This is a genomic window from Streptococcus australis (assembly GCF_901543175.1).
In the GTDB taxonomy this organism is placed as follows: domain Bacteria; phylum Bacillota; class Bacilli; order Lactobacillales; family Streptococcaceae; genus Streptococcus; species Streptococcus australis_A.
This window is the reverse complement of the sequence record NZ_LR594040.1, coordinates 1,435,976-1,459,853: the sequence shown is the minus strand read 5'-3', so window position 1 is coordinate 1,459,853 and position 23,878 is coordinate 1,435,976. Positions and strand designations below refer to the sequence as shown.

Annotated in this window: 33 protein-coding genes; 21 read left to right on the top strand and 12 right to left on the bottom strand. The window is 42.4% G+C overall.

All coding sequences use genetic code 11. The annotated features are described in order from the left end of the window. Positions 1-90: 90 nt before the first annotated feature. A complete protein-coding gene (locus FGK98_RS07430; RefSeq protein WP_138100674.1) occupies positions 91-1,362 on the bottom strand; it encodes a replication-associated recombination protein A in 1,272 nt (423 codons plus the stop codon). A gap of 115 nt (positions 1,363-1,477) precedes the next feature. On the opposite strand from FGK98_RS07430, the gene FGK98_RS07425 reads away from it, so the two are divergent. The 8 genes from FGK98_RS07425 (at position 1,478) to pepF (ending at position 8,001) form a co-directional block, all read left to right on the top strand. Continuing rightward, positions 1,478-1,948: a DUF3013 family protein gene (locus tag FGK98_RS07425; RefSeq protein ID WP_138100673.1), complete on the top strand. Its 471-nt coding sequence runs from the start codon at positions 1,478-1,480 to the stop codon at positions 1,946-1,948. 18 nt (positions 1,949-1,966) lie between these two features. Next, on the top strand, positions 1,967-3,034 hold the full coding sequence (locus tag FGK98_RS07420; RefSeq protein WP_171011128.1) for a site-2 protease family protein: 1,068 nt from the start codon (positions 1,967-1,969) through the stop codon (positions 3,032-3,034). Between the two features lies 1 nt (position 3,035). Further along, positions 3,036-3,464: an NUDIX hydrolase gene (locus FGK98_RS07415; RefSeq protein ID WP_138100671.1), complete on the top strand. Its 429-nt coding sequence runs from the start codon at positions 3,036-3,038 to the stop codon at positions 3,462-3,464. Then, entirely contained in the window at positions 3,461-3,829 is a 369-nt protein-coding gene (locus FGK98_RS07410) for a hypothetical protein (protein ID WP_138100670.1), read from the top strand. The genes FGK98_RS07415 and FGK98_RS07410 overlap by 4 nt, the downstream gene beginning before the upstream one ends. Positions 3,830-3,887: 58 nt before the next feature. Beyond that, positions 3,888-4,361 carry a GNAT family N-acetyltransferase gene (locus FGK98_RS07405; RefSeq protein WP_138100669.1) on the top strand — a complete coding sequence of 158 codons (474 nt, stop codon included), beginning with the start codon at positions 3,888-3,890 and terminating at the stop codon, positions 4,359-4,361. A gap of 137 nt (positions 4,362-4,498) precedes the next feature. Further along, a complete protein-coding gene (gene prmA / locus FGK98_RS07400) occupies positions 4,499-5,449 on the top strand; it encodes a 50S ribosomal protein L11 methyltransferase (RefSeq protein WP_138100668.1) in 951 nt (316 codons plus the stop codon). 1 nt (position 5,450) lies between these two features. Continuing rightward, entirely contained in the window at positions 5,451-6,194 is a 744-nt protein-coding gene (locus tag FGK98_RS07395) for a 16S rRNA (uracil(1498)-N(3))-methyltransferase (RefSeq protein WP_138100667.1), read from the top strand. Between the two features lie 10 nt (positions 6,195-6,204). Further along, on the top strand, positions 6,205-8,001 hold the full coding sequence (pepF, locus tag FGK98_RS07390; RefSeq protein ID WP_138100666.1) for an oligoendopeptidase F: 1,797 nt from the start codon (positions 6,205-6,207) through the stop codon (positions 7,999-8,001). A 168-nt stretch (positions 8,002-8,169) separates the two neighbouring features. Here the strand turns inward: pepF and FGK98_RS07385 are convergent, their stop codons facing one another. Next, positions 8,170-8,559, bottom strand: coding sequence for a nuclear transport factor 2 family protein (locus FGK98_RS07385; protein WP_049530023.1), 390 nt, complete (start codon positions 8,557-8,559; stop codon positions 8,170-8,172). A 150-nt stretch (positions 8,560-8,709) separates the two neighbouring features. On the opposite strand from FGK98_RS07385, the gene FGK98_RS07380 reads away from it, so the two are divergent. From FGK98_RS07380 to FGK98_RS07370, 3 genes are all read left to right on the top strand, one after another. Then, a complete protein-coding gene (locus tag FGK98_RS07380) occupies positions 8,710-9,042 on the top strand; it encodes a winged helix-turn-helix transcriptional regulator (protein WP_000182730.1) in 333 nt (110 codons plus the stop codon). A gap of 11 nt (positions 9,043-9,053) precedes the next feature. Beyond that, positions 9,054-9,845 carry a DUF2785 domain-containing protein gene (locus FGK98_RS07375; RefSeq protein ID WP_138100665.1) on the top strand — a complete coding sequence of 264 codons (792 nt, stop codon included), beginning with the start codon at positions 9,054-9,056 and terminating at the stop codon, positions 9,843-9,845. Positions 9,846-9,955: 110 nt separating this feature from the next. After that, entirely contained in the window at positions 9,956-10,624 is a 669-nt protein-coding gene (locus FGK98_RS07370) for an MIP/aquaporin family protein (protein ID WP_138100664.1), read from the top strand. A 254-nt stretch (positions 10,625-10,878) separates the two neighbouring features. On the opposite strand, the gene queF is transcribed toward FGK98_RS07370, so the two are convergent. From queF to FGK98_RS07330, 7 genes are all read right to left on the bottom strand, one after another. Continuing rightward, on the bottom strand, positions 10,879-11,370 hold the full coding sequence (gene queF / locus FGK98_RS07360; RefSeq protein ID WP_000082582.1) for a preQ(1) synthase: 492 nt from the start codon (positions 11,368-11,370) through the stop codon (positions 10,879-10,881). A 17-nt stretch (positions 11,371-11,387) separates the two neighbouring features. Then, positions 11,388-12,104 carry a 7-carboxy-7-deazaguanine synthase QueE gene (gene queE / locus FGK98_RS07355; protein ID WP_138100663.1) on the bottom strand — a complete coding sequence of 239 codons (717 nt, stop codon included), beginning with the start codon at positions 12,102-12,104 and terminating at the stop codon, positions 11,388-11,390. Then, a complete protein-coding gene (gene queD / locus FGK98_RS07350; RefSeq protein WP_061852594.1) occupies positions 12,097-12,540 on the bottom strand; it encodes a 6-carboxytetrahydropterin synthase QueD in 444 nt (147 codons plus the stop codon). Before queD ends, queE begins: the two co-directional genes overlap by 8 nt. Further along, on the bottom strand, positions 12,540-13,193 hold the full coding sequence (gene queC / locus FGK98_RS07345; protein ID WP_138100662.1) for a 7-cyano-7-deazaguanine synthase QueC: 654 nt from the start codon (positions 13,191-13,193) through the stop codon (positions 12,540-12,542). Before queC ends, queD begins: the two co-directional genes overlap by 1 nt. 203 nt (positions 13,194-13,396) lie before the next feature. Beyond that, complete coding sequence (trxA, locus tag FGK98_RS07340) at positions 13,397-13,711, bottom strand: thioredoxin (protein WP_001029581.1); 315 nt, start codon at positions 13,709-13,711, stop codon at positions 13,397-13,399. A 14-nt stretch (positions 13,712-13,725) separates the two neighbouring features. After that, on the bottom strand, positions 13,726-13,947 hold the full coding sequence (locus FGK98_RS07335; protein WP_084975834.1) for a DUF4649 family protein: 222 nt from the start codon (positions 13,945-13,947) through the stop codon (positions 13,726-13,728). A gap of 97 nt (positions 13,948-14,044) precedes the next feature. After that, positions 14,045-14,425, bottom strand: a complete 381-nt coding sequence (locus FGK98_RS07330) for a MarR family winged helix-turn-helix transcriptional regulator (protein ID WP_042768552.1) — start codon at positions 14,423-14,425, stop codon at positions 14,045-14,047. A gap of 196 nt (positions 14,426-14,621) precedes the next feature. On the opposite strand from FGK98_RS07330, the gene FGK98_RS07325 reads away from it, so the two are divergent. Both FGK98_RS07325 and FGK98_RS07320 read left to right on the top strand, forming a co-directional pair. Continuing rightward, complete coding sequence (locus FGK98_RS07325; protein ID WP_061452895.1) at positions 14,622-14,996, top strand: CidA/LrgA family protein; 375 nt, start codon at positions 14,622-14,624, stop codon at positions 14,994-14,996. Continuing rightward, positions 14,993-15,688 carry an LrgB family protein gene (locus FGK98_RS07320; protein WP_084946300.1) on the top strand — a complete coding sequence of 232 codons (696 nt, stop codon included), beginning with the start codon at positions 14,993-14,995 and terminating at the stop codon, positions 15,686-15,688. Before FGK98_RS07325 ends, FGK98_RS07320 begins: the two co-directional genes overlap by 4 nt. 33 nt (positions 15,689-15,721) lie before the next feature. Here FGK98_RS07320 and FGK98_RS07315 read toward each other — a convergent pair whose 3' ends face one another. The 3 genes from FGK98_RS07315 to FGK98_RS07305 are packed head-to-tail and all read right to left on the bottom strand — an operon-like array spanning position 15,722 to position 17,537. After that, a complete protein-coding gene (locus FGK98_RS07315) occupies positions 15,722-16,456 on the bottom strand; it encodes a hypothetical protein (RefSeq protein ID WP_138100661.1) in 735 nt (244 codons plus the stop codon). Between the two features lie 15 nt (positions 16,457-16,471). Further along, complete coding sequence (locus tag FGK98_RS07310; RefSeq protein WP_084946298.1) at positions 16,472-17,167, bottom strand: ABC transporter ATP-binding protein; 696 nt, start codon at positions 17,165-17,167, stop codon at positions 16,472-16,474. Positions 17,168-17,171: 4 nt separating this feature from the next. After that, entirely contained in the window at positions 17,172-17,537 is a 366-nt protein-coding gene (locus tag FGK98_RS07305) for a GntR family transcriptional regulator (protein ID WP_138100660.1), read from the bottom strand. 140 nt (positions 17,538-17,677) lie between these two features. Between FGK98_RS07305 and nrdR the strand changes: the two genes are divergently transcribed. The 8 genes from nrdR to FGK98_RS07265 all read left to right on the top strand — a co-directional run bounded on the left by nrdR (position 17,678) and on the right by FGK98_RS07265 (position 23,870). Further along, positions 17,678-18,151: a transcriptional regulator NrdR gene (gene nrdR / locus FGK98_RS07300; protein WP_001203678.1), complete on the top strand. Its 474-nt coding sequence runs from the start codon at positions 17,678-17,680 to the stop codon at positions 18,149-18,151. Next, on the top strand, positions 18,152-19,315 hold the full coding sequence (locus tag FGK98_RS07295; protein WP_138100659.1) for a DnaD domain protein: 1,164 nt from the start codon (positions 18,152-18,154) through the stop codon (positions 19,313-19,315). Then, a complete protein-coding gene (dnaI, locus tag FGK98_RS07290) occupies positions 19,316-20,212 on the top strand; it encodes a primosomal protein DnaI (protein WP_138100658.1) in 897 nt (298 codons plus the stop codon). After that, on the top strand, positions 20,209-20,922 hold the full coding sequence (locus tag FGK98_RS07285; protein ID WP_138100657.1) for an NADPH-dependent oxidoreductase: 714 nt from the start codon (positions 20,209-20,211) through the stop codon (positions 20,920-20,922). The genes dnaI and FGK98_RS07285 overlap by 4 nt, the downstream gene beginning before the upstream one ends. Before the next feature lie 13 nt (positions 20,923-20,935). Continuing rightward, a complete protein-coding gene (gene der / locus FGK98_RS07280; protein WP_061417210.1) occupies positions 20,936-22,246 on the top strand; it encodes a ribosome biogenesis GTPase Der in 1,311 nt (436 codons plus the stop codon). An 80-nt stretch (positions 22,247-22,326) separates the two neighbouring features. Further along, positions 22,327-22,662 (top strand): hypothetical protein, encoded by a 336-nt coding sequence (locus FGK98_RS10135; RefSeq protein ID WP_241993347.1) that lies wholly within the window; start codon positions 22,327-22,329, stop codon positions 22,660-22,662. Between the two features lie 18 nt (positions 22,663-22,680). Continuing rightward, positions 22,681-22,971: a hypothetical protein gene (locus FGK98_RS10130; RefSeq protein WP_138100655.1), complete on the top strand. Its 291-nt coding sequence runs from the start codon at positions 22,681-22,683 to the stop codon at positions 22,969-22,971. Positions 22,972-23,114: 143 nt separating this feature from the next. Continuing rightward, a complete protein-coding gene (locus FGK98_RS07265) occupies positions 23,115-23,870 on the top strand; it encodes a DNA alkylation repair protein (protein WP_138100654.1) in 756 nt (251 codons plus the stop codon). The last annotated feature ends 8 nt before the right edge of the window (positions 23,871-23,878 follow it).

Below are 23,878 nucleotides of genomic sequence, written 5' to 3'. Positions count from 1 at the left end.
TGAAGTCGTACACCACAGCGTTTCTATGTTTATATGATACCACTTTTTCAAAAAAAATCAAGAGGAAAATGCAATTATTTGAAAAGGATTTCACAAGTCCCTTAATTTATCAATGGTTTCCTTACGTTGCGCCAAGGCTCGTTCGTATTTGCCGGTATCTTTTGGAGTAAAATAGTGGTGATTTTGGATTTTTTCTGGCAGATAGTCTTGCTTGACCCAGTTTCCAGGATAGTTATGTGGATAAAGATAGTTTTGGGCGTTCCCTAGTTCCTTGCTCCCACTGTAGTGACCATCACGCAGGTGCCGTGGAATGGGTAAATGCCCTGATGTTTTGAGATCAGCAAGAGCCTTGTCCATGGCCACATAGGCTGAGTTGGACTTGGGCGATAGCGCCAAATCAATGACAATATTGGCAATAAGGATGCGAGCTTCTGGGAAACCAATCTTTTGAGCAGCATCTAGAGCAGTTACGGTATGGATCTGGGCTTCAGGATTGGCCAAACCAATATCCTCATAGGCAATCACAGTCAAACGACGAGCGAGGCTAGGCAAATCCCCAGCCTCAATCAAGCGGGCTGCGTAGTGGAGGCTGGCATCAACATCTGAGCCACGGATGGATTTTTGTAGAGCAGAGAGGACATCGTAGTGCCCGTCGCCATCCTTATCCATAGTAATATAGCTCCGCTGCAGGCTATTTTCCATGATGTCAAGCGTTATATGGTGAATGCCTTTATCATTTGCTGGAGTAGAGAGAACAGCCAAATCAAGCGAATTAAAGGCAGAACGCAGATCACCGTTTGTAGATGTTGCGATGAAATCAAGGGCGTCCTCATCTAGTTCTACTGGAAAATCAAAGCCACGTTCAGGGTCAGATAGAGCTATCTGAATCGCTTCTTTGACATCTTGATTGGACAAGGGTTCCAATTCAAAAATCTGAACACGGCTACGAATGGCTGGAGTGACAGAAAAGAAAGGATTTTCAGTCGTCGCCCCAATCATGATAACCAGACCACTTTCCAAGAGGGGAAGTAGAAAGTCTTGCTTGGTCTTGTCTAGACGGTGAATCTCGTCCAGTAGCAGAACCAATCCACCAGAGAATTTAGCTTCTTCTGCGATTTCTTGGAGTCGCTTTTTACTATCAACAGTCGCATTGAAGGTCCGAAAGGCATACTTGGTCGTTCCAGCGATGGCTGAGGCGATACTGGTTTTGCCGATTCCTGGAGGTCCGTAGAGAATCATGGAGGACAGACGATTGGCCTCCACCATGCGACGGATGATTTTTCCTGGTCCGACTAGATGTTCCTGACCGATGACCTGGTCAATGGTTTTTGGGCGCATGCGAAGCGCGAGATTGTCAGGCATAGCAGTCCTTTCTAACATGGATTTTCTGATGTATATGTGGTAAGATGGTAGTATCTATTTTAGCATATTTCCGAGCAATCGGGGCGATTTAAGAATCGCATAGAAAGAGGACAAAATGGCAACATACGGATTTTTAGATGTTTTAGAGGAAGAATTGGACAAGAACTTTCCTTTTGACTTTGAGATTAGTTGGGACAAGCGTAATCATGCGGTTGAAGTGAGTTTTCTGCTAGAAGCACAAAATGCTGCAGGTGTGGAGATGGTGGATGAGGATGGAGAGGTGTCATCAGAAGATATTCTCTTTGAAGAAGCAGTCCTTTTTTACAATCCTGCCAAGTCAACGGTTAATGAAGAAGACTATTTGACTGTTATCCCTTATCTCCCTAAAAAAGGTTTTTCTCGTGAATTTTTAGCTTATTTTGCACTATTCCTCAAAGATACTGCTGAGGTGGGGCTGGATGCCCTCATGGACTTTTTGGAAGACCCAGAAGCAGAAGAGTTCGTCATGGAATGGAACCAAGAGGTCTTTGAAGAAGGAAAAGTCGGCTTGGAAGAAGGGGAGTTTTATCCTTATCCGAGATACTAGGAGTTGGTTAGAGATTTTATGAAAAAAATTGGGACTTATTTGATCTATGTGCTAGCTTTTATCTTTATTATGCTAGCTTTTGCTTGTGGAACTATCGCATTTGCAGAGTTGGGGTATTCCGCAGTTTTAGCCTTTACTTTTGGTTATTCCTTTGCTCTTCTAAGCATGTATTTAATCTTTATCCTTCATGAGCTGGGACATGCATTTTGCGGTTACCTGACAGGCTATCGTCTGGTGGCTTTTGGATTAGGAAACTTTCTTTTGACCAAAAAGTCAGGCAAGTTTCATCTTAGCCGAACAGCCGTTCTGAAAAATATTGGTGCTCAGTATATTGGATTGAAAGAAGATGAAAGTGATCAAAGAATTATCCTAATGCTTGCAGGCGGCTTGATAGTTCATCTTAGTTTGATTTTATTAGCGATATTGTATGGATTTTTGACAAGAAGCTGGTATTTTGCTGGTACTTGGATTTTTCTGAATTTATCCTTCTTTCTAAACAACGCTTTGCCAGTCGATATCACCGATGGAGCAAAAATCTGGGAATTGCTACAACACCCTGAAAATACGAAATACGCCTACATGGTGTTGAGGCATTCTGCCCAGACCTTGTTAGCTCCTCAAGAATATGACTTGAAAGACTTTATCATGCCTGTTCCTGAACAGGCGAGAGGGAGCTTTGCAGAAAGTATCCAAACTCTTCAGGGAGTGGTTTTTATATTGGATAGTCATTTAGAGACAGCTAAAAAGCTATTTCAATCTTTACTAGAGAGAACAGAACACTCGCTGTCTGAAACTTTTTGCCAACTATACCTTCTTCAAATCGCCTTGCTGGAAGGGGATAATGAGAAAGCGGAAGAATATGCAAGTATCCGAGGAGTCAAATCCTTTTTATCTCTAAAAATGGCAGATGTGCAGATGATTCAAGCCTGGTATCAATTTAAGGTAAAGAAAGATATAGCTCAAACTCGCAAGGCTATAAAAATTGCTAGACAGAAAATGAATAGCAGCCGAATGCTACGGGATGAGCGATGTTACTATGAAAACTGGCTAGCAGAGCTGGAAAAGGCATTAACAGAAGGAGTCTAATATGGAAATAGAACTTTCTGATTTCACAGGTTGCAAAATTGCCCTCTTTTGTGACGATAGGATTTTAACTATCTTGCGTGATGACAAGGAAAATATCCCGTGGCCCAATATGTGGGAACTGCCAGGTGGCGGCCGTGAAGGGGACGAAAGTCCTTTCGGGTGCGCTCAGAGAGAGGTCTTTGAAGAGATAGGAGTTCGCCTAACTAAAGATTGCCTGCTTTGGAGAAAGGTTTACCCAAGTATGCTTTTTGAGGGGAAGCAGTCGGTCTTTCTGGTTGGTAAGTTAAGGCAGGAACAGTTTGACAGTATCGTCTTTGGTGATGAAGGGCAGGGCTACAAACTGATGAGCATTGAAGAGTTTCTTGGCTCAGATAAGGTTGTACCCCAGTTGCAGGATAGAGTGAGGGAATATTTGGAGGAAGTAAAATGATTTTTGCGATTGCAACAACGACGTTGAATAAAGAAGTTAAACGCAAACTAAAAACTGGACAATACTCTAGGGAAGAAGCTACATTCATCTATATGGAATATTTAAAGCTAAAAAAACAAAGGGAAAGTGGTACTAAAGTAGCTGGGATTTCTACGGCTGTTATTTGGGTATTAATGCTTGTTATACCCTTGCTGAGCGATAGAGGTCTCGTACTGCCCCTTTCAGTATATTTTTTACTTTTGATACTGTTTGCAGGAATTGTTCTATTTGTTTATTATCTTATGTTTGGTATTTTTAAACAGCAGATTCATAACGCAATGAAAGAAAACTACACGGATGTGATTGAAGAATTTGAGGGTCAGTAAAGCAGCGTGTGGAAGAGCATAGAAAGCGAGTTGAGAGAGTGAATTTGGAGGTATTAGTATGATTCAGATTATCCGAGCAGGAGCAGAGGATTTAGAAACCGTAATTGCAATTCAAAGGGCTAGCTTTAAGGCTGTCTATGAAAAATACCAAGATGAGTATGATCCTTATCTCGAGGACCGCGAACGAATCAAGTGGAAATTGGTTGAGCGCCCCAATAGCTATTACTACTTTGTGAAAGAAAAGGAAGAAAATATCGGATTTTTACGAGTTCAGACCAATGAAGAGTTGACGGAGGCTTGGTTGGGAACGGCAGCGATTTTACCCCAGTATCAAGGAAAAGGTTATGGTTCTGAGGGGCTAAGATTACTGGAAAAGGAATTTCCAACGATTAAACAGTGGGATTTGTGTACGGTATTACAGGATGCGGGCATGGTCGCTTTTTATGAGAAAAATGGCTACCGCCAAACCCATATTGAACCTGAAAAAGAAGGTATGGATATGGTCTACATGAAAAAATTGATTGACAAATAGAAAGGATGGTTCGGTTACATTTCTAAACTGAACCCGCCCTAAACACTGTGCCAAAAAGATAAACTTCTCTTAGACCCAAGCGTCTTCAGAGAATTTCCTATTTTGGCTTTGTGTTTTACGGGCTTGGTATCTTAATTATGGAAACATGGCAAGAGCTAAAAGTTACAGTGAAGCGCGAGGGAGAGGAGCTGGTCTCTAATCTCTTGATTGAGCTGGGGGCGCAGGGTGTTGCGATCGAAGATAGTATGGACTATGTGGGGAATGTCGACCGTTTTGGTGAGATTTTCCCAGAAGTCGAGCAGCAGGAAGAAATCGTGGTGACAGCCTACTATCCGGAAACGGTTGATGTAGCAGTGGTTGAGGCGGATTTGCAGGCTCGTCTAGCAGAATTGACAGACTTTATGGATTTGGGTGAGGTCAAGATGGGGACGACTGCCTTGGCTGAGGAAGACTGGGCAGACAACTGGAAGAAATACTATGAACCAGCTCGCATTACTCACGATTTGACCATCGTGCCTTCGTGGACAGACTATGAGCCGACTGCGGGAGAAAAGATTATCAAGCTGGACCCTGGGATGGCTTTTGGTACTGGGACCCATCCAACCACTAAGATGAGCCTCTTTGCCTTGGAACAGGTTCTTCGTGGCGGTGAAACAGTGCTAGATGTGGGTACTGGATCAGGCGTCCTTTCTATTGCTAGCTCACTTCTGGGTGCTAAGGAAATTTTCGCCTATGACCTTGATGATGTGGCGGTTCGAGTCGCTCAGGAAAATATTGAGCTCAATCCAGGCATGGAAAACATCCATGTAGAACCAGGCGATTTGCTTAAAGGCGTGGAGATTGAGGCAGATGTCATCGTGGCCAATATCTTGGCGGACATCCTCATTCATCTGACGGATGATGCTTATCGTTTGGTCAAGGATGAAGGCTACCTCATCATGAGTGGCATTATCAAGGACAAGTGGGACATGGTGCGCGAGTCGGCTGAGTCAGCTGGATTTTTCCTTGAAACCCATATGATTCAAGGAGAATGGAATGCCTGTGTCTTTAAGAAGACCAAGGATATTTCAGGTGTGATTGGAGGCTAGCATGCAGCAGTATTTTGTTAAAGGCGGTCCTACATCACCTGTGACCATTGAGGACAAGGAAACCAGCAAGCACATGTTTCAGGTCATGCGCTTGAAAGAAGGTGATGAGGTTGTCTTGGTCTTTGATGATGGGATTAAGCATTTGGCGCGCGTGTTGGATGTGGAAGCTCGTCAGTTTGAGTTAGTCCAAGAGTTAGCTGACAATGTGGAACTGCCAGTTCAAGTGACCATCGCATCTGGCTTTCCCAAGGGAGATAAGCTGGAATTCATCACTCAAAAAGTGACAGAACTGGGTGCTAGCCAAATCTGGGCCTTTCCTGCCGATTGGTCGGTCGCCAAGTGGGACGGAAAGAAATTGGGTAAAAAGGTTGAAAAACTAGAAAAAATCGCCCTTGGAGCAGCTGAGCAAAGCAAACGAAATCTGGTCCCAAGTATCCAACTTTTCGAGAAAAAAGCAGAATTTCTAGCACAACTGGACCAGTTTGACTCTATCGTAGTGGCCTACGAAGAGTCGGCTAAAGAAGGAGAATCAGCTGCTCTTTTACAAGCAGTTAGTTGCCTTGAAAAAGGAGCCAAGCTGCTCTTTATCTTTGGCCCAGAAGGCGGTCTCTCACCAGCAGAAATTGAGAGTTTTGAAGCTAAAGGAGCCGTCTTGGCAGGCCTTGGACCTCGCATTTTGCGAGCAGAAACAGCGCCACTTTACGCCTTATCAGCCCTTAGTGTTTTAGTAGAATTAGAGAAATAAGAGGAAGAATATGGAACAAAAACACCGTTCAGAATTCCCAGAGAAGGAACTTTGGGATTTAACCGCCCTATACCAAGATCGTGAGGATTTCTTGCGAGCAATCGAAAAGACTCGAGAAGACATCAACCAATTTAGCCGTGACTACAAGGGTAATCTTCACACTTTTGAGGATTTCGAGAAGGCCTTTGCGGAATTGGAACAAATCTATATCCAGATGAGTCATATCGGCAATTATGCCTTTATGCCTCAGACGACGGACTATAGCAATGAGGATTTTGCTAATATCGCCCAAGCTGGGATGGAATTTGAAACAGATGCCAGCGTAGCCTTGACTTTCTTTGACGATGCCTTAGTGGAAGCTGATGAGGAAGTCTTGGATCGTTTGAGTGAACTGCCACATTTGACAGCTGCCATTCGTCAGGCAAAAATCAAAAAAGCCCACTATCTTGGGGCAGATGTGGAAAAGGCCTTGACCAATCTGGGCGAAGTTTTCTACAGTCCACAGGATATTTACACCAAGATGCGAGCTGGGGACTTTGAAATGGCTGACTTTGAAGCCCATGGCAAGACCTACAAAAACAGCTTTGTGACCTATGAAAACTTCTACCAAAACCACGAGGACGCTGAGGTTCGTGAAAAATCCTTCCGTTCCTTCTCAGAAGGACTCCGTAAGCACCAAAATACAGCAGCCGCAGCCTATCTAGCTCAGGTTAAGTCTGAAAAACTATTAGCAGATATGAAGGGCTACGACTCAGTTTTTGACTATCTTCTGGCTGAGCAAGAAGTGGACCGTGCCATGTTTGACCGCCAGATTGACCTCATCATGAAGGATTTTGCGCCAGTTGCTCAGAGATATCTCAAGCATGTTGCCAAGGTAAATGGTCTTGAAAAGATGACCTTTGCAGACTGGAAATTGGACTTGGACAGCGCTCTGAATCCTGAAGTGACTATTGACGACGCCTATGATTTGGTCATGAAGTCGGTAGAACCTTTGGGGCAGGAATATTGTCAGGAAGTTGCTCGCTATCAAGAAGAGCGCTGGGTGGACTTCGCTGCCAATAGTGGCAAGGATTCTGGCGGTTATGCGGCGGATCCATATCGCGTGCACCCTTATGTCCTCATGAGCTGGACAGGTCGTTTGAGTGATGTCTATACCTTGATTCATGAGATCGGGCATTCTGGTCAATTTATCTTTTCTGACAATCACCAAAGTTACTTCAATGCCCATATGTCGACCTACTATGTTGAAGCGCCATCAACCTTTAATGAGTTACTCCTCAGTGATTATTTGGAACACCAGTCTGATGACCCACGTCAAAAACGTTTTGCCCTTGCCCATCGTTTGACAGACACCTACTTCCATAATTTTATTACCCACCTCTTGGAAGCAGCCTTCCAGCGTAAGGTGTATACACTGATTGAAGAAGGAGAAACCTTCGGAGCAAGCAAACTCAACAGCATTATGAAGGAAGTTTTGACGGATTTCTGGGGAGATGCCATTGAGATTGATGACGATGCAGCTTTGACTTGGATGCGCCAAGCTCACTATTACATGGGCTTGTATAGTTACACTTACTCTGCAGGACTAGTCATCTCGACAGCAGGTTATCTCCATCTGAAAAACTCTGAGAATGGAGCTAGAGACTGGCTCAATCTTCTCAAATCAGGTGGCAGTAAGACACCGCTTGAGTCAGCCATGATTATCGGAGCGGATATTTCAACAGACAAACCACTCCGTGATACCATCCAATTCTTGTCTGATACAGTTGACCAGATTATTGCTTATAGTGCTGAGTTGGGAGAGTAAATTAAAAGAGTCTGGGACAAAAGTCTAACCTTAAATATAAAAAGCGAACAAAACGAGTTATCTGACACTCAGAATACTGTCTTGTTCGCTTTTTTTCTAATCTATCAATTTTAAAAATTTATAATAAAGAATTCCTAAAATCAAATTTTTTTGTCCCGGCCTCTTAAATTATCCCCAAAAGCTATCTTCTTCAGCTTGATCTGAAGAGAAGAGCCAAACTTCTTTGATTTTTCCGTCTTCAATACGGAAGAGGTCAATCCCGTTCATATTGAGTTCAGTACCGTCAGCCCGTGTTCCAAGAAAAGTAACATTGGCTGCGATTAAATCCTTATTATCAGAAACCCAATTTGTTATCACCTTAAAGGTTCCATTAGTTTTCTCAGCAAATGTAGCCAGGTGAGTTCCTAGCTTGTCCTTACCAACAACTGTACCAGATATACTATGAGTACCAGGTTGATGCCAGACAATATCGTCTGCCATAGTTTCAAAGACACCAGGAAAGTCACCAGCAATTAAAGCTTGGTTATAAGCATTGAAAATTTCTAAGTTTGTTGACATATATATTCTCCATTTCTTTTTTATGATATAATTGTAACAGTTACAATCTAAAAAACAAGTAGACACTTTTTCGATAGCTAGTATCAAAACTAGTACTATTGTTGATACTAAAAGATAAATTTTTTAAAAAAAATAGAAAGAAGATATTTTATGACAAATAAAGTGAGTGAGTATGGTATTTGTCCATTTGCGACAACGCAGAGGGTTTTAACGGGGAAATGGGCACTGGTAATCATTTATCAGTTGAGTACGGGTACCAAACGATTTAAAGAATTGCAGAGATTATTGCCTGGGATTACTCAAACTATTTTGACACGTCATCTCCGTCAATTAGAAAAGGATAAGATTGTTCAAAGAAAGGTCTATGCCGAAGTTCCACCACGAGTTGAGTACAGCTTAACCGAAATGGGACAGGAATTCAGAGTTGTTTTAGATGCTGTCGAGAAATGGGGTCTGGATTATATTAAATTACTAGAAATGTAGAGGTATTGACCATGTATCAAGAATTACAAAGAAAAGTGATAGAAGAAAAACCAAGCTATAGCCGAGAAGAAATTCAGTGGTTGCTTGAGCACTTGGGAGATGCCTCTCCAAAAATTCGAGACGAACTTGTTTTTACGAGTTTGGCTAGAGGGATTCAAGAAGAGTTGTTTTCCCTTGAGCAGTTTCAGTTTATCTCAGAAGAGGTCTCCTCTGATGAAGGTCTATACAAAGAGATTGATAGTAGAGGAGTTTCAGCTCTTAAACGTTCTTTTAGGGCACTTATTTATGCCAATCTACTGTCCTGCGATGGTGCTAAGAAATCACTTTATTACCAGCAGTTGCCTTCTCCTATCAGGGCTACCATGCTAAATCAAGGCTTATACTATCTTACAAAGGAAAAAGAGACGACGGGCTACTCTCATCAGTATGGTTGGATCCACGCATTTGCGCATGGGGGTGATCTCTTGACGGAAGTTATATGTCATCCTAGCTTTCCAAAGTCAGATATAGTCGAAGCATTTGAAATCATTGGGAAAATCTTTAAACGTATTGAGATTCGTTTTACAAATGATGAAGATTGGCGGTTAGCCAGAGCGTTTTATGAACCAATCTTACGAGGGAAAATCGAACCCTCTCTCCTCACTGCTTGGCTGCAAACAGTCGAATTTCCCCTGAAAGAAGCAAATGATTTCCATAAATTTTCCAACTTCAGATCCTGTCTGTTGGAAGTCTATGTTAAACTTGATCAGAAAAACTTTTTACAAGATGAGTTGAAAGAAGCTATTCAATCTTTTCAATACTAGGAATTAGCCGGTCATTTTATGATTTTCAAAAAACTTTCCAATCAATTTTCTTGAAACCCTTTCCTTCTTTTGATAGACTAATACATAGTTTGAAAAAAAGGAGACTTATCATGAAAAAATTTGTTGCTGAATTAATCGGTACATTTATGCTTGTGTTCATCGGAACAGGAGCTGTTGTTTTTGGAAATGGTGTTGAAGGTCTTGGACACCTTGGAATTGCTTTTGCCTTTGGTTTGGCAATCGTAGTCGCAGCTTTCTCAATCGGAACTGTTTCAGGTGCTCACTTGAACCCAGCTGTTTCGATCGCTATGTTTGTAAACAAACGCTTGTCATCTTCTGAGCTTGTAAACTACATCCTTGGACAAGTAGTTGGAGCTTTCCTTGCGTCAGCTGCGGTATTCTTCCTCTTGTCTAACTCAGGCATGTCAACTGCTAGTCTTGGTGAAAATGCCTTGGCAAACGGTGTCACTGTCTTTGGTGGATTCTTGTTTGAAGTCATCGCAACTTTCTTGTTTGTCTTGGTTATCATGACTGTAACATCAGCAAGCAAAGGCAATGGTGCGATTGCTGGTTTGGTGATTGGTTTGTCCTTGATGGCAATGATCCTTGTGGGATTGAACATCACTGGACTTTCAGTTAACCCAGCTCGTAGCTTGGCACCAGCTGTCTTTGTAGGTGGCGCAGCTCTTCAACAAGTTTGGATTTTCATCCTTGCCCCAATCGTTGGTGGTGTTCTTGCAGCTCTTGTTGCGAAAAACTTTCTTGGAACAGAAGAATAATTGAAACTCAAAAAGCCTTGCTCCTCATCTTGAGGAACAGGGCTTTTTCGTATGATACTTTTCGAAAATCTCTTCAAACCACGTCAGCTTCACCTTGCCGTATGTATGGTTACTGACTTCGTCAGTTCTATCCACAACCTCAAAACAGTGTTTTGAGCTGACTTCGTCAGTCTTATCTATAACCTCAAAGCAGTGCTTTGAGCAACCTGAGGCTAGCTTCCTAGTTTGCTCTTTGATTTTCATTGAGTATGAGTTTAGCGGTTGTCAATTTTCTCTGGATAAAGGTCGTGTTGGAAGAGACGTTGTTCTGCTAAGCCTTCATACTTGGTTCCAGGTCTACCGTAGTTGTAGTAGGGGTCGATTGAAATGCCCCCGCGTGGAGTGAATTTTCCCCATACTTCTAAATAGCGAGGGTCTAGCAAGTTGACCAAGTCTTTCCCGATAGTGTTGATACAGTTTTCGTGAAAATCCCCATGATTTCGATAGCTAAAGAGATAGAGTTTGAGGGATTTTGACTCGACGCAGAGCTTGTCAGGAATGTAGGAAATATAAATGGTCGCAAAGTCTGGTTGAGCCGTAATAGGACAAAGCGAGGTAAATTCAGGACAGTTGAATTTGATGAAATAGTCATTTTCCACATGACGATTGTCAAAGGATTCGAGGACTTCTGGTTGATAGTCAAAAATGTAGTTGGTTTCTTTGTTGCCCAGTAGGCTTAGGTTTTTCATTTCTTCTTGTTGTGACATGATTTTTTCTTTCTAATTTAAACACCACGTTGGTTATCGTAGAGGAGAGTATGCAGTTGAGGGAGGACGCGGACATTGCCCCAGCTATCATCAGTGGCGATGCGTTCCCAAAGTTCTTTGAGACGGTCCAGTTGGTCTTGGACAATATTACCCGTAGCCTTGGGCTCAGGGTTTCCTGCTGATAAGAAGAGAACATCTGGTTGGTAGCGTTCTTGAATGTCTTTGGCAAAGGCCAAATCGGCATCATCAAAGACAGGGATTTTAAAGGTGACTTTGTCTCGGTCCAATTGGGAAACGATGAAGTCTAAGGTCTCGAAGTTGACTTCCATCTTGGAGGAAGGAGGTTTGGGGCTGAGAGTGACCTGGTCAATGTCTTTTAACCAATTTTGCCAGCGGGAGCCTTGGGTCTCAACAGCTAGAGTGACTCCACGTTCTTTGAGCTTAGTGACCAGTTCAGCCATGTTGGCTGCTAGGATAGCAGGATTTCCGCCAGATAGGGTAACGTAGTCGTAGCTTCCTAGTTTATCCAGCTCAGTAATGACTTCGTCGGCCGTCATGCGAGTTGGTTTTTCAGAACCATCCCAAGTAAAGGCAGAGTCGCACCAGTCGCAATGGTAGTCGCAACCAGCAGTGCGGACAAACATGGTTTTCTGCCCAATAGCACGACCTTCACCTTGAAAGGTTGGGCCGAAAATTTCCAGAACAGGTAGTTTGAGGACACGTTCCCTAGTCATCTAACCACTCCCGTCTAAACTCTGCAAAGGCAGTCGGAGTCTCATAGAGACGAACGTATTCCAAACGGAGACCGCGCTCGTCTGGCAACTCTTGACTCATGGTTTGGAAAATCCAGTAAACCATGTTTTCAGCAGTCGTGTTCATATAGGGTAGAGTTTCGTTGAGATAGCGATGATCCAAGTGGGGCTCTAAGTAGTCCTTGTAGATAGCTTTGATGTCTCCAAAGTCATAGGTCATGCCCCGTTCATCTAAAAATCCACTGACAGTGATTTGCAGATGGTAAGTGTGGCCGTGCAGGGATTTGCATTTTCCCTCATAGTGAAAGAGGTGGTGGGCAGCATCGAAGGTGAACTCTTTTGATACCAAGGTTCTGTGAGGATTGTAGACAAGAGACTCCCCAGTTTCCTGTTTGATTTCTTTGGGTGCAAAAAACATTAGCCCTCTCCTTTCTGTGAGAGATAAACATCTAAACCATGCTGACGTAGATGGCAGGCTGGACAATCCCCACACCCACTTCCGATAATCCCATTGTAGCAGGTCAAGGTCTTTTCACGAACATAGTCAAAGGCACCGAGTTGGTCGGCTAACTTCCAAGTTTCAGCCTTGTCTAGCCACATGAGAGGTGTTTGGATAACAAAGTTGTAATCCATGGCAAGGTTGAGCGTAACATTGAGAGATTTGACAAAGACATCCCGGCAGTCAGGGTAGCCTGAAAAATCTGTCTCGCAGACACCTGTCACTATGTCTTTAATGCCTCGTTGCTTGGCAAGAACTGCCGCAAAGGAAAGAAAGAGGTGGTTGCGACCATCAACGAAGGTATTGGGAACCTCTCCCTCTTTTTGCTCAATCTCCAAATCAGAGGTCAAGGCATTTTCAGTGATTTGTCCCAGAAGAGACATATCTAAGATGTGATGACGAATGCCTTGTTCCTTAGCGATTTCTCTAGCAACTTGAATTTCGAGATGATGGCGTTGGCCATAGGCAAAGGTGACAGCTTCGACTGTTTCATAGTGTTCTTTAGCCCAAAAGAGGCAGGTTGTGGAATCTTGACCGCCGCTAAAGACGACCAAGGCTGATTGACGTTTCATAGTACTCCTTCTAAAATGGGAAATGTTCAGAGCACGCAAAAAGCTCCCTTGAGGGGAGCTAAAAAATACCAAGTAGAGGTTTTTTTTAGCGATGGCATGTCCCAAACATCGTAATATTCTACCTACAGTCTAGCATATTTTTTGAAAAATGGCAAAGGGCAAGAAAAAAGAGACCAAATGAATGCATTTGGTCTCTCCTTTGATTAGCTTAATTCAGCAACGATAGCTTTGATTTGTTCTGCAGTGTGTACTCCAGCAACTTGTTTCACCACTTGGCCGTCTTTTTTGAAGAGAAGGGTTGGGATAGACATGATCCCAAATGCACGAGCTGTGTTTGGATTTTCATCTACGTCCATTTTAACGATTTTCAAGACATCTTCTGAAAGTTCTTCAGATAATTTATCCAAGATTGGACCTTGCATACGACATGGACCACACCAAGTTGCCCAGAAGTCTACCAAGACCAAACCGTCTTTTGTTTCTTGTTCAAATGTTGCATCTGTAATTGCTTTTGCCATTGTATTTCTCCTTTTTAATTATATTGGCTTAAATCTTGTTTCATGAGATAGAAGAAGACATCTCCATAAGTCCCATGGTAGTCCAAATCATGACCATTGTAAGTTAATTTTTGGACAGTGTAGTAGTCTGCGACGCCGATAAGACAAGTTTGTTGAGAACGTTCAAAGTCTTCATAAGACTCGAAAGTCATGGTTCTCTCTTGCTTGCTGGCATCTAGATAGGTAATTTCGATCATATAAAACTCCTTTATTCGATCTTGACTTTATTTTACTCCTTGGAAAGAGGAATGTCAAGAAAAATGATTGCGCACGCAACTTTTTTTAAAAATCTGATTATGAAATGAAATCAAGACTTGTTTCCAATCTTTCTTCGACGGCTTTTTGTAGATAAGCCAGGGTTGTTTGCCCCTCGTCAGTCAGGCAGATAAAACTAGCCCGTCTATCCTGATCGCAACATCGGCGACTAAGCAAACCGCAGTTTTTCTCTTCCAAGCGAGCGACCATTCGAGAAACAGCGCTTGGGCTGAGATGGAGTTTATCTGGCAGGTCAATCTGTCGTAAAGATTTTTCATCAGCTAGGTCCAGATAGTAGAGCAGGTAAAACTCTTTCAAGGTCAACCTTTGTTCACTCTGCTGGGCGATAGTTTCTTCTAACAAGGCTTCCATTTCCTTTTGACGGCGGTTGTAGTCAAACCACTTTTCCAAATAGGTCATTGCTTTCTCCTTTCTTTTGAAGTATAGAGTAGAAAAGTCATTACTGACTGTCTTTGCAACACAAGATGATTGCGCATGCAATGATTATACTACTTTTAGCTAATCCTTGCAAGAAAGAAAAATTTCGGTATTTCCTTGAAATTTCCTGAAAAAAGAGTAAACTGGTATGCAAGAATTCTATTTCAAGGAGTTTGAGATGAAGTTATATGTTCAATTAATGATTCTCTTTGTGATTTCTCTAATCGGTGAGGGAATCTCCAGTTTCTTTCATCTGCCTATCCCAGGCAGTATTATCGGTTTGATTATTCTCTTTCTAGCCCTGCAGTTCAAGTGGCTGAGGACCAGACATGTCAATATGGTGGGGAATTTCTTGCTGGCCAATATGACCATTCTCTTTTTGCCGCCAGCAGTGGGTATCATGGAAAAGTTTGACGTGATTGCCCCCTATCTCTTGCCCATCGTCTTAATTGTCTTTTTTGCGGCTGTCATCAATATTATCCTCATCGCCCTAGTGGTTCAGTTCATCAAGAGACGATTTGAGGGAGATTATGAGAAAGGAGAAGCCAAATGAGTGAATTTGTATCCAATCCTCTGTTTGGGATTGCATTATCTATCCTAGCTTATCTAGTAGGAATGTTGATTTATAGGCGTTTCCCCCATCCATTGACAACGCCTTTGCTTTTGTCGGCAATTTTCATTATCATCCTTCTTAAGGCGACGGGTATTTCTTACCAAGATTACTACCAAGGTGGGGTTTATCTGAATAACTTGATTGTCCCATCGACCGTGGCTCTAGGGATTCCGCTTTACAAGAGTTTTCATTTGATGAAGCACCATGCTCGGAGTATTCTCTTTGGTAGTCTGCTAGCAGTAGTTGTCAACACTAGCTTCACTGCCATAGTGGCGAAAATCTTTGGCATGGACTTTTTCCTAGCCATTTCTCTCTTTCCCAAGTCAGTGACAACCGCCATGGCAGTGGGAATCACAGAAAAATTGCAAGGCTTGACGACAGTAACCTTGGTCGTCGTAGTGGCGACAGGGATCTTGACTAGTGTTATCGGACCAACACTTTTGAAGTGGTTGAAGATTGACGATCCAGTGGCTGTAGGTCTTTCCCTTGGAGGGACAGGTCATGCTGTCGGAACGGGTACGGCTTTTCGATACGGCTCTGTAGCAGGCGCCATGGGTGGCTTGGCTATCGGTGTCACTGGTATTCTCTATGTTTTTGTTAGTCCCATTATAGCCAGTTTGATATTGAGTTAAAGCAAAACCCAGCTTTTGTAAGCTGGGCGTTTTTTATTGCAAGTTAACCTTATTTTTCAAGATATAGTAGGTTCCGAGGTAATAGATAGTCGCTAGAATAGCGTCTTTAATAATATCAACTGTTATTAGTAAATTGAAGTTGTCATCAACTCGGAAGAAGATAGAAATATAACCAATCACGATGTTAAGCACGATATAGGCTAAAATTCCCATAGCGGTACGATACTCGTTAAATAGTTGACCAATTGAGATGCAAAGGTAAATGGATAAAATCCAGGTAATTGAACCCACCAGAAGAGATAGGGTATACAGCCAACCGTAACCGAGATAAGGAGAGATAAATCGATAGAGGAGAGGCAAATCTTTCACTACAGGGGTGAGTGAGAAGATAATAATGATACTCAAGATAAATACAATATAGCTTATGATTGACCAAATGAGAGCACCTAGTAATTTAGCGGTGATGATCTGGTGTTCAGAGACGGGCAGAGTCAATGTCAGATAGCCCTGACGATCGTAGACACTGCCCTTGAAGCGTCGAATGATTAAAAAGATTGTTGCAATCCAAAGAGTAACGCTGAGCCCACCAAAAACTAAGATCAGAAAGCCTAACAGATAGTAGGGATTATTGCCATAGCTGGTGTAGGTCTGACTAATACCAGAAATGGATGCACCAATCAAAACCGAAATTGCAAGCACAGCACCGTAGAGAGCTAGATACCATTTGTTAACATTTTTAAATTCATAACGAACTAAATTCCAAAACATAATAATCTCCTTTGTCTAAGCCTTGAACTCCTGGCGGAAGAGCTGGTCAATCGACTCACCTGACTCGTAACGAATATCATCTACATTTCCTTGGCGGACGACTTTTCCGTTATTGAGGAAGATGATTTCATCCAGGATTGGCTCGATATCTGAAATCAAGTGGGTAGAAATCAAAACAGTTGAAGTTGGTGAGTAGTTGTTGATGATGGTGTTCAAGATATAGTCACGGGCAGCCGGGTCCACACCACCAATTGGTTCGTCGAGCACGTAGAGACGAGCTTCACGGCTCATAACCAGGATTAATTGAACCTTTTCCTTGTTTCCTTTTGACAATTTCTTGAGGCGACTGTTTTCATCAATGCCAAGATCTGCTAAAAGGTGCTGAGCCCGCTCAAGATTGAAATCTTGGTAGAAAGTTTTAAAGTAGGTCAGTGCTTCTTTGATTTTCATCTGTTCATTCAGATAAGTCGTGTCTGGTAGATAAGAGACAATGGCCTTGGTAGCAGGACTTGGGTCCATGTTGTTAATGAGGACACGACCTTGGTCTGGTTGGAGAAGTCCGTTGATCAGCTTGATCAAGGTTGTTTTTCCAGATCCGTTTGGGCCGAGAAGCCCGACGATTTTTCCAGCGGGAATCTCAAGGGAAACATTGTTAAGGGCTGCTGTAGCCCCATAGGATTTGGATACATTTTCAAATGCTAGTAATGTCATAATTTTACACTCCTTTGATGTATTCGCTAACCACACCTGGCAGTTCTTCTTTTTGATAGCCAAATTGAAGCATGCCCGTTACAAAGTTTTTCAGTTGCTCCTCAGAAAGCTGTTTGCGGGACTGAACGATGAGATCTAAGTCCTCAGTGACAAAACGACCAGTTGTTCGCTTGCTATAAACGAAGCCCTCGCGCTCAAGATCAGACAAGGCACGCTGAATTGTGTTGGGATTGACCCCAGCCTCGCTCGCTAGTTCCCTTACGGTTGGGAGCTGTTGGTTGGGTTCTAGTTCATGGGAAACAATCTGTAATTTGATTTTTTCCATAATCTGCAAATAAATGGGTTTTGTATTATCAAATGACCAGGACATCATAGTCTCCTTTCTTTTTCTTTATTGTTCTAATTAAATAATACAATAAAACAAAAAACTTGTCAAGTAAAAATAAGAATTGTTTTGGGAATTGCTTAAAAAATGGTATAATGAAAAGAAAACGACAAGGAGGGAAATGCATGCGTTGTCCAAAATGTGGGGCTACCAAGTCTAGTGTTGTTGATAGTCGACAAGCCGAAGAAGGAAATACCATCCGTCGAAGACGTGAATGCGATGAGTGTCAGCATCGTTTTACAACCTATGAACGAGTAGAAGAAAGAACGCTGGTTGTCGTCAAAAAAGACGGTACGCGAGAACAATTTTCAAGAGATAAAATCTTTAATGGGATTATCCGCTCAGCCCAGAAGCGTCCTGTGTCAAGTGATGAAATCAACATGGTGGTCAATCGTATTGAGCAAAAACTCCGTAGTCGCAGTGAGAATGAGATCCAAAGTGAATATATTGGGTCTTTAGTCATGGAAGAATTGGCGGAGCTGGATGAGATTACCTATGTTCGTTTTGCCAGTGTTTATCGTAGCTTTAAGGATGTGAGTGAGTTGGAGAGTCTGCTCCAGCAGATCACCCAGTCCTCTAAAAAGAAAAAGGAAAAGTAAATGAAGCCAAATGACCGTTTTTCTTTTCTAAAGAATAATCGGGTGTCGCAAGATACCTCTTCTCTGGTGCAGTGCTACCTCCCGATTATCGGTCAGGAGGCGCTAAGCCTCTATCTATATGCCATTACCTTTTGGGATGGTGGGCAAAAAGAACACCTTTTTGCCAACATTCTTAATCATTTGAACTTCGGGATGAATACGCTCCTCCAGTCTTTTAAAATCTTATCTGCTGTGGATTTGTTGACCCTTTATCAGAAGGGGGAAGTCTATGAATTGCAGCTTCATTCTCCCCTTTCCAGTCAGGATTTTCTAAGTCATTCAGTCTATAGCAGACTATTGGAGAAAAAGATTGGGGATACGGCTGTTTCTGCTATGAAGCAGGCTCCAAGTGAGGGAGAAGCTCTCTCTGTTTCTTTGAGCCAAGTCTTTCCAACCCTGACCGAAGAAGTGACTCCAATTGAGTCTAAAATCAAGATGAAAAATGATTTTGACTTGGAACATTTTCAGCGCCTGATGGCTCGAGATGGTTTGCGTTTTGAAAATGAGCAGGCAGATGTTTTGGAATTGTTTGCCATTGCAAATGAAAAAAAATGGACTTGGTTTGAAACCTATCAATTAGCCAAGGCGACAGCGGTGGCTCAGGTCATCTCAGTCAAACGCATGCGTGAAAAGATAGCACAAAAGCAGGTGTCTTCGGACTTTAGCTCCAAAGAAATGACCATTATCAGGGAAGCCAAAAATAAAACTCCCCTGCACTTTTTAGCGGAAATCAAGCAAACGCGTAAGGGAAACATCACCCAAAGTGAAAGAGAACTCCTTCACCAGATGGCATCTTTAGGTTTGTTGGACGAAGTCATCAATATCGTCTTACTTTTAACCTTTAACAAGGTTGATTCGGCCAATGTCAATGAAAAATATGCCATGAAAGTTGCCAACGACTATGCCTATCGTAAGATTCGGACAGCAGAGGAAGCCGTGCTTCGGATTCGAGAGCGTCAGCAAAAAGGTCAGGAAGACCAAAAATCGAAAACTAGCTCGACTAAGACCAATGTTCCCAAGTGGAGCAATCCAGAATATAAAAATCAAACCAGTGAGGAAACTCGTCTGGAACTAGAACGTAAAAAACAAGAAATGTTAGCCCGATTAGAAGAAGGAGGAGACTAGATGGAAAGTGTTGGTGATGTAATCAAACGTCAGACAAGTCGTTTTCAGTATCAAGACTTGGTCCAGCAGATTATGAAGGACCCCGATGTAGCGACTTTTATCCAGAAAGAATCCCTCAGCCAAGAGGAGTTAAATCGTAGCATCTCCAAGTTCAACCAATATATCACAGAACGGGATAAGTTTCTTCGTGGGGATGCTGACTATATAGCTCGTGGCTACAAGCCTATCTTGGTAATGAATCACGGATATGCGGATGTGTCTTATGAAGAAACACCAGAGCTAATCGCGGCTGAAAAAGAGGTTGCAATTAAGAATCGCCTTAAGTTGATCAATCTACCAGCAAGTCTCAAGAAAGCGAAGTTGGCTCAGATTGACCTGGATGATCTAGGACGCTTGCCGATTTTTGAGAGACTCTATTCCTTTGTTGACCTTTACCCAAGCATCCGAAAAGGCCTCTATCTTTACGGGGATTTTGGTGTCGGTAAGAGTTTCATGATGGCGGCCCTTGCCCATGACTTATCTGAAAAACGTGGCGCTTCAACAACCATTCTCCACTATCCAAGTTTTGTCATTGATGTGAAAAATGCCATCGGTGAAGGATCTGTGAAGACCTTGGTGGATGACATCAAGCTATCAGAGGTTCTAATCTTGGATGATATTGGTGCAGAGCAGTCGACCCCTTGGGTGCGTGATGAGATTCTCCAAGTTATTCTCCAGTATCGCATGCAGGAAGATTTGCCGACCTTCTTTACTTCCAACTTTAATTTCCAAGATTTGGAAAAACATTTTGCCAAAGGAAAGAATGGAAATGATGAGACTTGGGAAGCTAGACGGGTTATGGAACGAATCCGTTATTTGGCTGAGGAAACGAGACTAGAAGGAGAAAATCGCCGATGACAGGAACCATTAAACTGATGAAAGCTCATACTTCAGTTCGTCGCTTTAAGGAGCAAGAGATTCCTCAAGCAGACTTGGACGAGATTTTGACTGCTGGACAAATGGCATCTTCTTGGAAAAATTTCCAATCTTATTCTGTGATTCTTGTACGCAGCCAAGAGAAGAAAGATGCCTTATATGAATTGGTTCCTCAGGAAGCCATTCGCCAGTCAGCTGCCTTTTTGCTCTTTGTCGGTGACTTGAACCGAGCTGAAAAGGGAGCAAGTCTTCATACGGATAATTTCCAACCTCAAGGGGTAGAAGGTCTCCTTATCACGTCTGTGGATGCTGCGCTTGCTGGTCAAAACACCTTGCTTGCAGCAGAGAGTCTGGGATATGGAGGTGTTATCATCGGTCTGGTCCGTTATAAGTCAGAAGAAGTTGCAGAGCTTTTTAACTTGCCTGACTATACCTACCCTGTTTTTGGGATTGCCCTTGGCGTGCCAAATCAACAACACGATGTCAAACCAAGACTGCCTTTGAGCCAAGTGGTATTTGAGGAAGAATACCAAGAACAGCCAGTTGAAGCGATTTTGGACTATGACCAAGTACAGGCAGACTATGCTGGTGCGCGTGCGACGACCTCTTGGAGTCAGCGTTTGGCAGAGCAGTTTGGTCAAGCCGAACCTAGTTCAACTCGGAAGAATCTAGAACAGAAAAAGTTATTTTAGAAAGTGAGAAAACATGGCCTTACCAACTGTTGCCATTGTAGGACGTCCCAATGTTGGGAAATCAACCCTATTTAACCGAATCGCTGGTGAGCGAATCTCAATCGTAGAAGATGTCGAGGGTGTGACACGTGACCGTATCTATGCAACGGGTGAGTGGCTCAACCGTTCTTTCAGTATGATTGATACTGGAGGGATTGACGACGTCGATGCTCCCTTCATGGAGCAAATCAAACACCAGGCAGAAATTGCCATGGAAGAAGCAGATGTCATCGTCTTTGTCGTTTCTGGTAAAGAAGGGATTACAGATGCGGACGAGTACGTAGCTCGCAAACTCTATAAAACCCATAAGCCTGTTATCCTAGCAGTTAACAAGGTTGACAATCCTGAGATGCGAAATGATATCTTTGATTTCTATGCGCTAGGCTTGGGTGAACCGCTACCCATCTCATCTGTCCATGGAATCGGGACAGGGGATGTTCTGGATGCCATCGTGGAAAATCTACCACATGAAGTCGAAGAAGAAAATCCAGATGTCATTAAATTCAGCTTAATTGGCCGTCCAAACGTTGGGAAATCAAGCTTGATCAACGCTATTTTGGGAGAAGATCGCGTGATTGCCAGTCCAGTAGCTGGAACAACGCGTGATGCCATTGATACCCATTTTACAGATGCGGATGGACAAGAGTTTACCATGATTGATACGGCTGGTATGCGTAAGTCTGGTAAAGTCTACGAAAATACGGAGAAATACTCTGTCATGCGTGCTATGCGTGCCATTGACCGTTCAGACGTAGTCTTGATGGTCCTCAATGCAGAAGAAGGTATTCGTGAGTACGACAAGCGTATCGCAGGTTTCGCCCACGAAGCAGGTAAAGGGATGATCATCGTGGTCAATAAGTGGGATACCCTTGAGAAAGACAACCACACCATGAAGAAATGGGAAGAAGATATCCGTGAGCAGTTCCAATACCTGCCTTACGCACCGATTGTCTTTGTTTCAGCTTTGACCAAGCAACGTCTCCACAAACTACCTGAGATGATCAAGCAAATCAGTGAAAGTCAAAACACACGTATTCCATCAGCTGTCTTGAACGATGTCATCATGGATGCCATTGCTATCAATCCAACACCGACAGACAAAGGAAAACGCCTCAAGATTTTCTACGCAACCCAAGTGGCAACCAAGCCACCAACCTTTGTCATCTTTGTTAACGAAGAAGAACTCATGCATTTCTCTTACCTGCGTTTCTTGGAAAATCAAATCCGCAAGGCCTTTGTCTTTGAAGGAACCCCGATTCATTTGATTGCAAGAAAGAGGAAATAAACAAGCAAGATCTGGGAAGACATTTCCAGATCTTTTTGATAGAATGAAATCAAAGAAACGTTATCAAAAAGAGGTGTGTGATGGAGAAATTTTTTATATTATTGCTTTTGTCACCCTACTTTTATTTTTTTCATTGGATTGAGAAAGCGGACAAAGATAGTAAATATTTCACGTTTTTCTATTACTTTTACTGGATTTACCTCCCTCTGTGGGCTTTGTTCAGTATCGCTTTTACAGTTTTTTCATTCTTGATTTTCAATTTTGTCTTGAAAAATCCGATGGATTTAACAAGGTGGGGGATATGGTTCCTTTTAGTTTTTTTGTCTCTTGTGAATGACTGGAAAATATATGCCTGTTTAAAGAGAATGTTCAAGCTGAAACAAGAGAACAAAACGAGGACATCCATCAATAGCTAAAGTTTAGAGGAGGTTCCGATGTTCAAAATAAAGCAGTTCATTCATCAATACTACAAAACCTATATTCTTGCGATTTGCTTACTCTGGTTGCTAGTATTTTTTCTTCCTTGGGGATTTCAAATAGGAGGAGTTTCAGTTTATTTTTTCATCATGAAAAAACTCTTTGTCGTTTTTGGTGTATTGGCAATCTTTTTCTCAGTACTGACTAAAAAGATGAGTCTCTTCCTTTTTGGAGTGCTATTTTGCATGGCCTTCTGGATCAATCTCTTTTTGTACTTTGGCTTATTACCAGTATTTTTGGGGAATTAAACATTAAAAATTGTTGGACTAGATTTGCTTCTAGTCCTTTTTACTTTCTTGTTAAAATAGTTGGAGATGTAAAAATGATTTTGTTGACAGGCTATCTGTATGATATAATAAGTCCCGTAAACAGAAGATTAAGGGATTTGAAAATGGCGAAAAAAGTAAAGGATTATTATGATTTGGCTTATGCTAGGGATTTGAGTCGACGGTTGCAAGAAGCGTCCGATGCCTTTGATGGACAAAAATTTAGCTTGTTGCTGGAAAAAGACTTGGAAGAGTTGGAGTTTAGTCAGCGGCAAGAACTCTTGGCTCAAAGTATCAAAGACTGCCTTCCCCTATCTTATCAGGACTCTCTCAAGGTTTTTGAGAAAATTTTAGGTCCTGAGTTAGAAGGTGGTTTAGGCATGTTTTCGGAAGGATATTGGCTTTGGCCAATCGGTAAATATGTAGAGCTATACGGGGACCAAGAATTTGAATTGAGTGCTGCCTTTAGTAAGGAACTCACCAAGCGATTTACTGGAGAATTTTGCATGAGGCCCTTACTGGCTCGCTATCCTAAGGATACAATGGCTTTGCTGTTAGAATGGAGTCAGGATGAAAATTTGCGTGTTCGTAGACTTGCCAGCGAATGTATGCGTATCCGTCTGCCTTGGGCCAAAAGACAAACCGTGGTATTAGATTATTTTGAGGATTTTATCACTATTTTGACCAATCTAAAGGATGATAGAGACAAGTCCATTCAAAAAAGTGTAGCCAATAATCTAAATGATTTGTACAAGGAAGACCCTGATAAGTTTGAAAGGATTCTTCAAACTTGGCAGAAGGAGGAGCTAAGTCCAAGTTGTGCTTGGATCATCAATCATGCATCACGAACAAAAAATAAAAAAATGCTGACAGAAGATTGAAAAAAGTG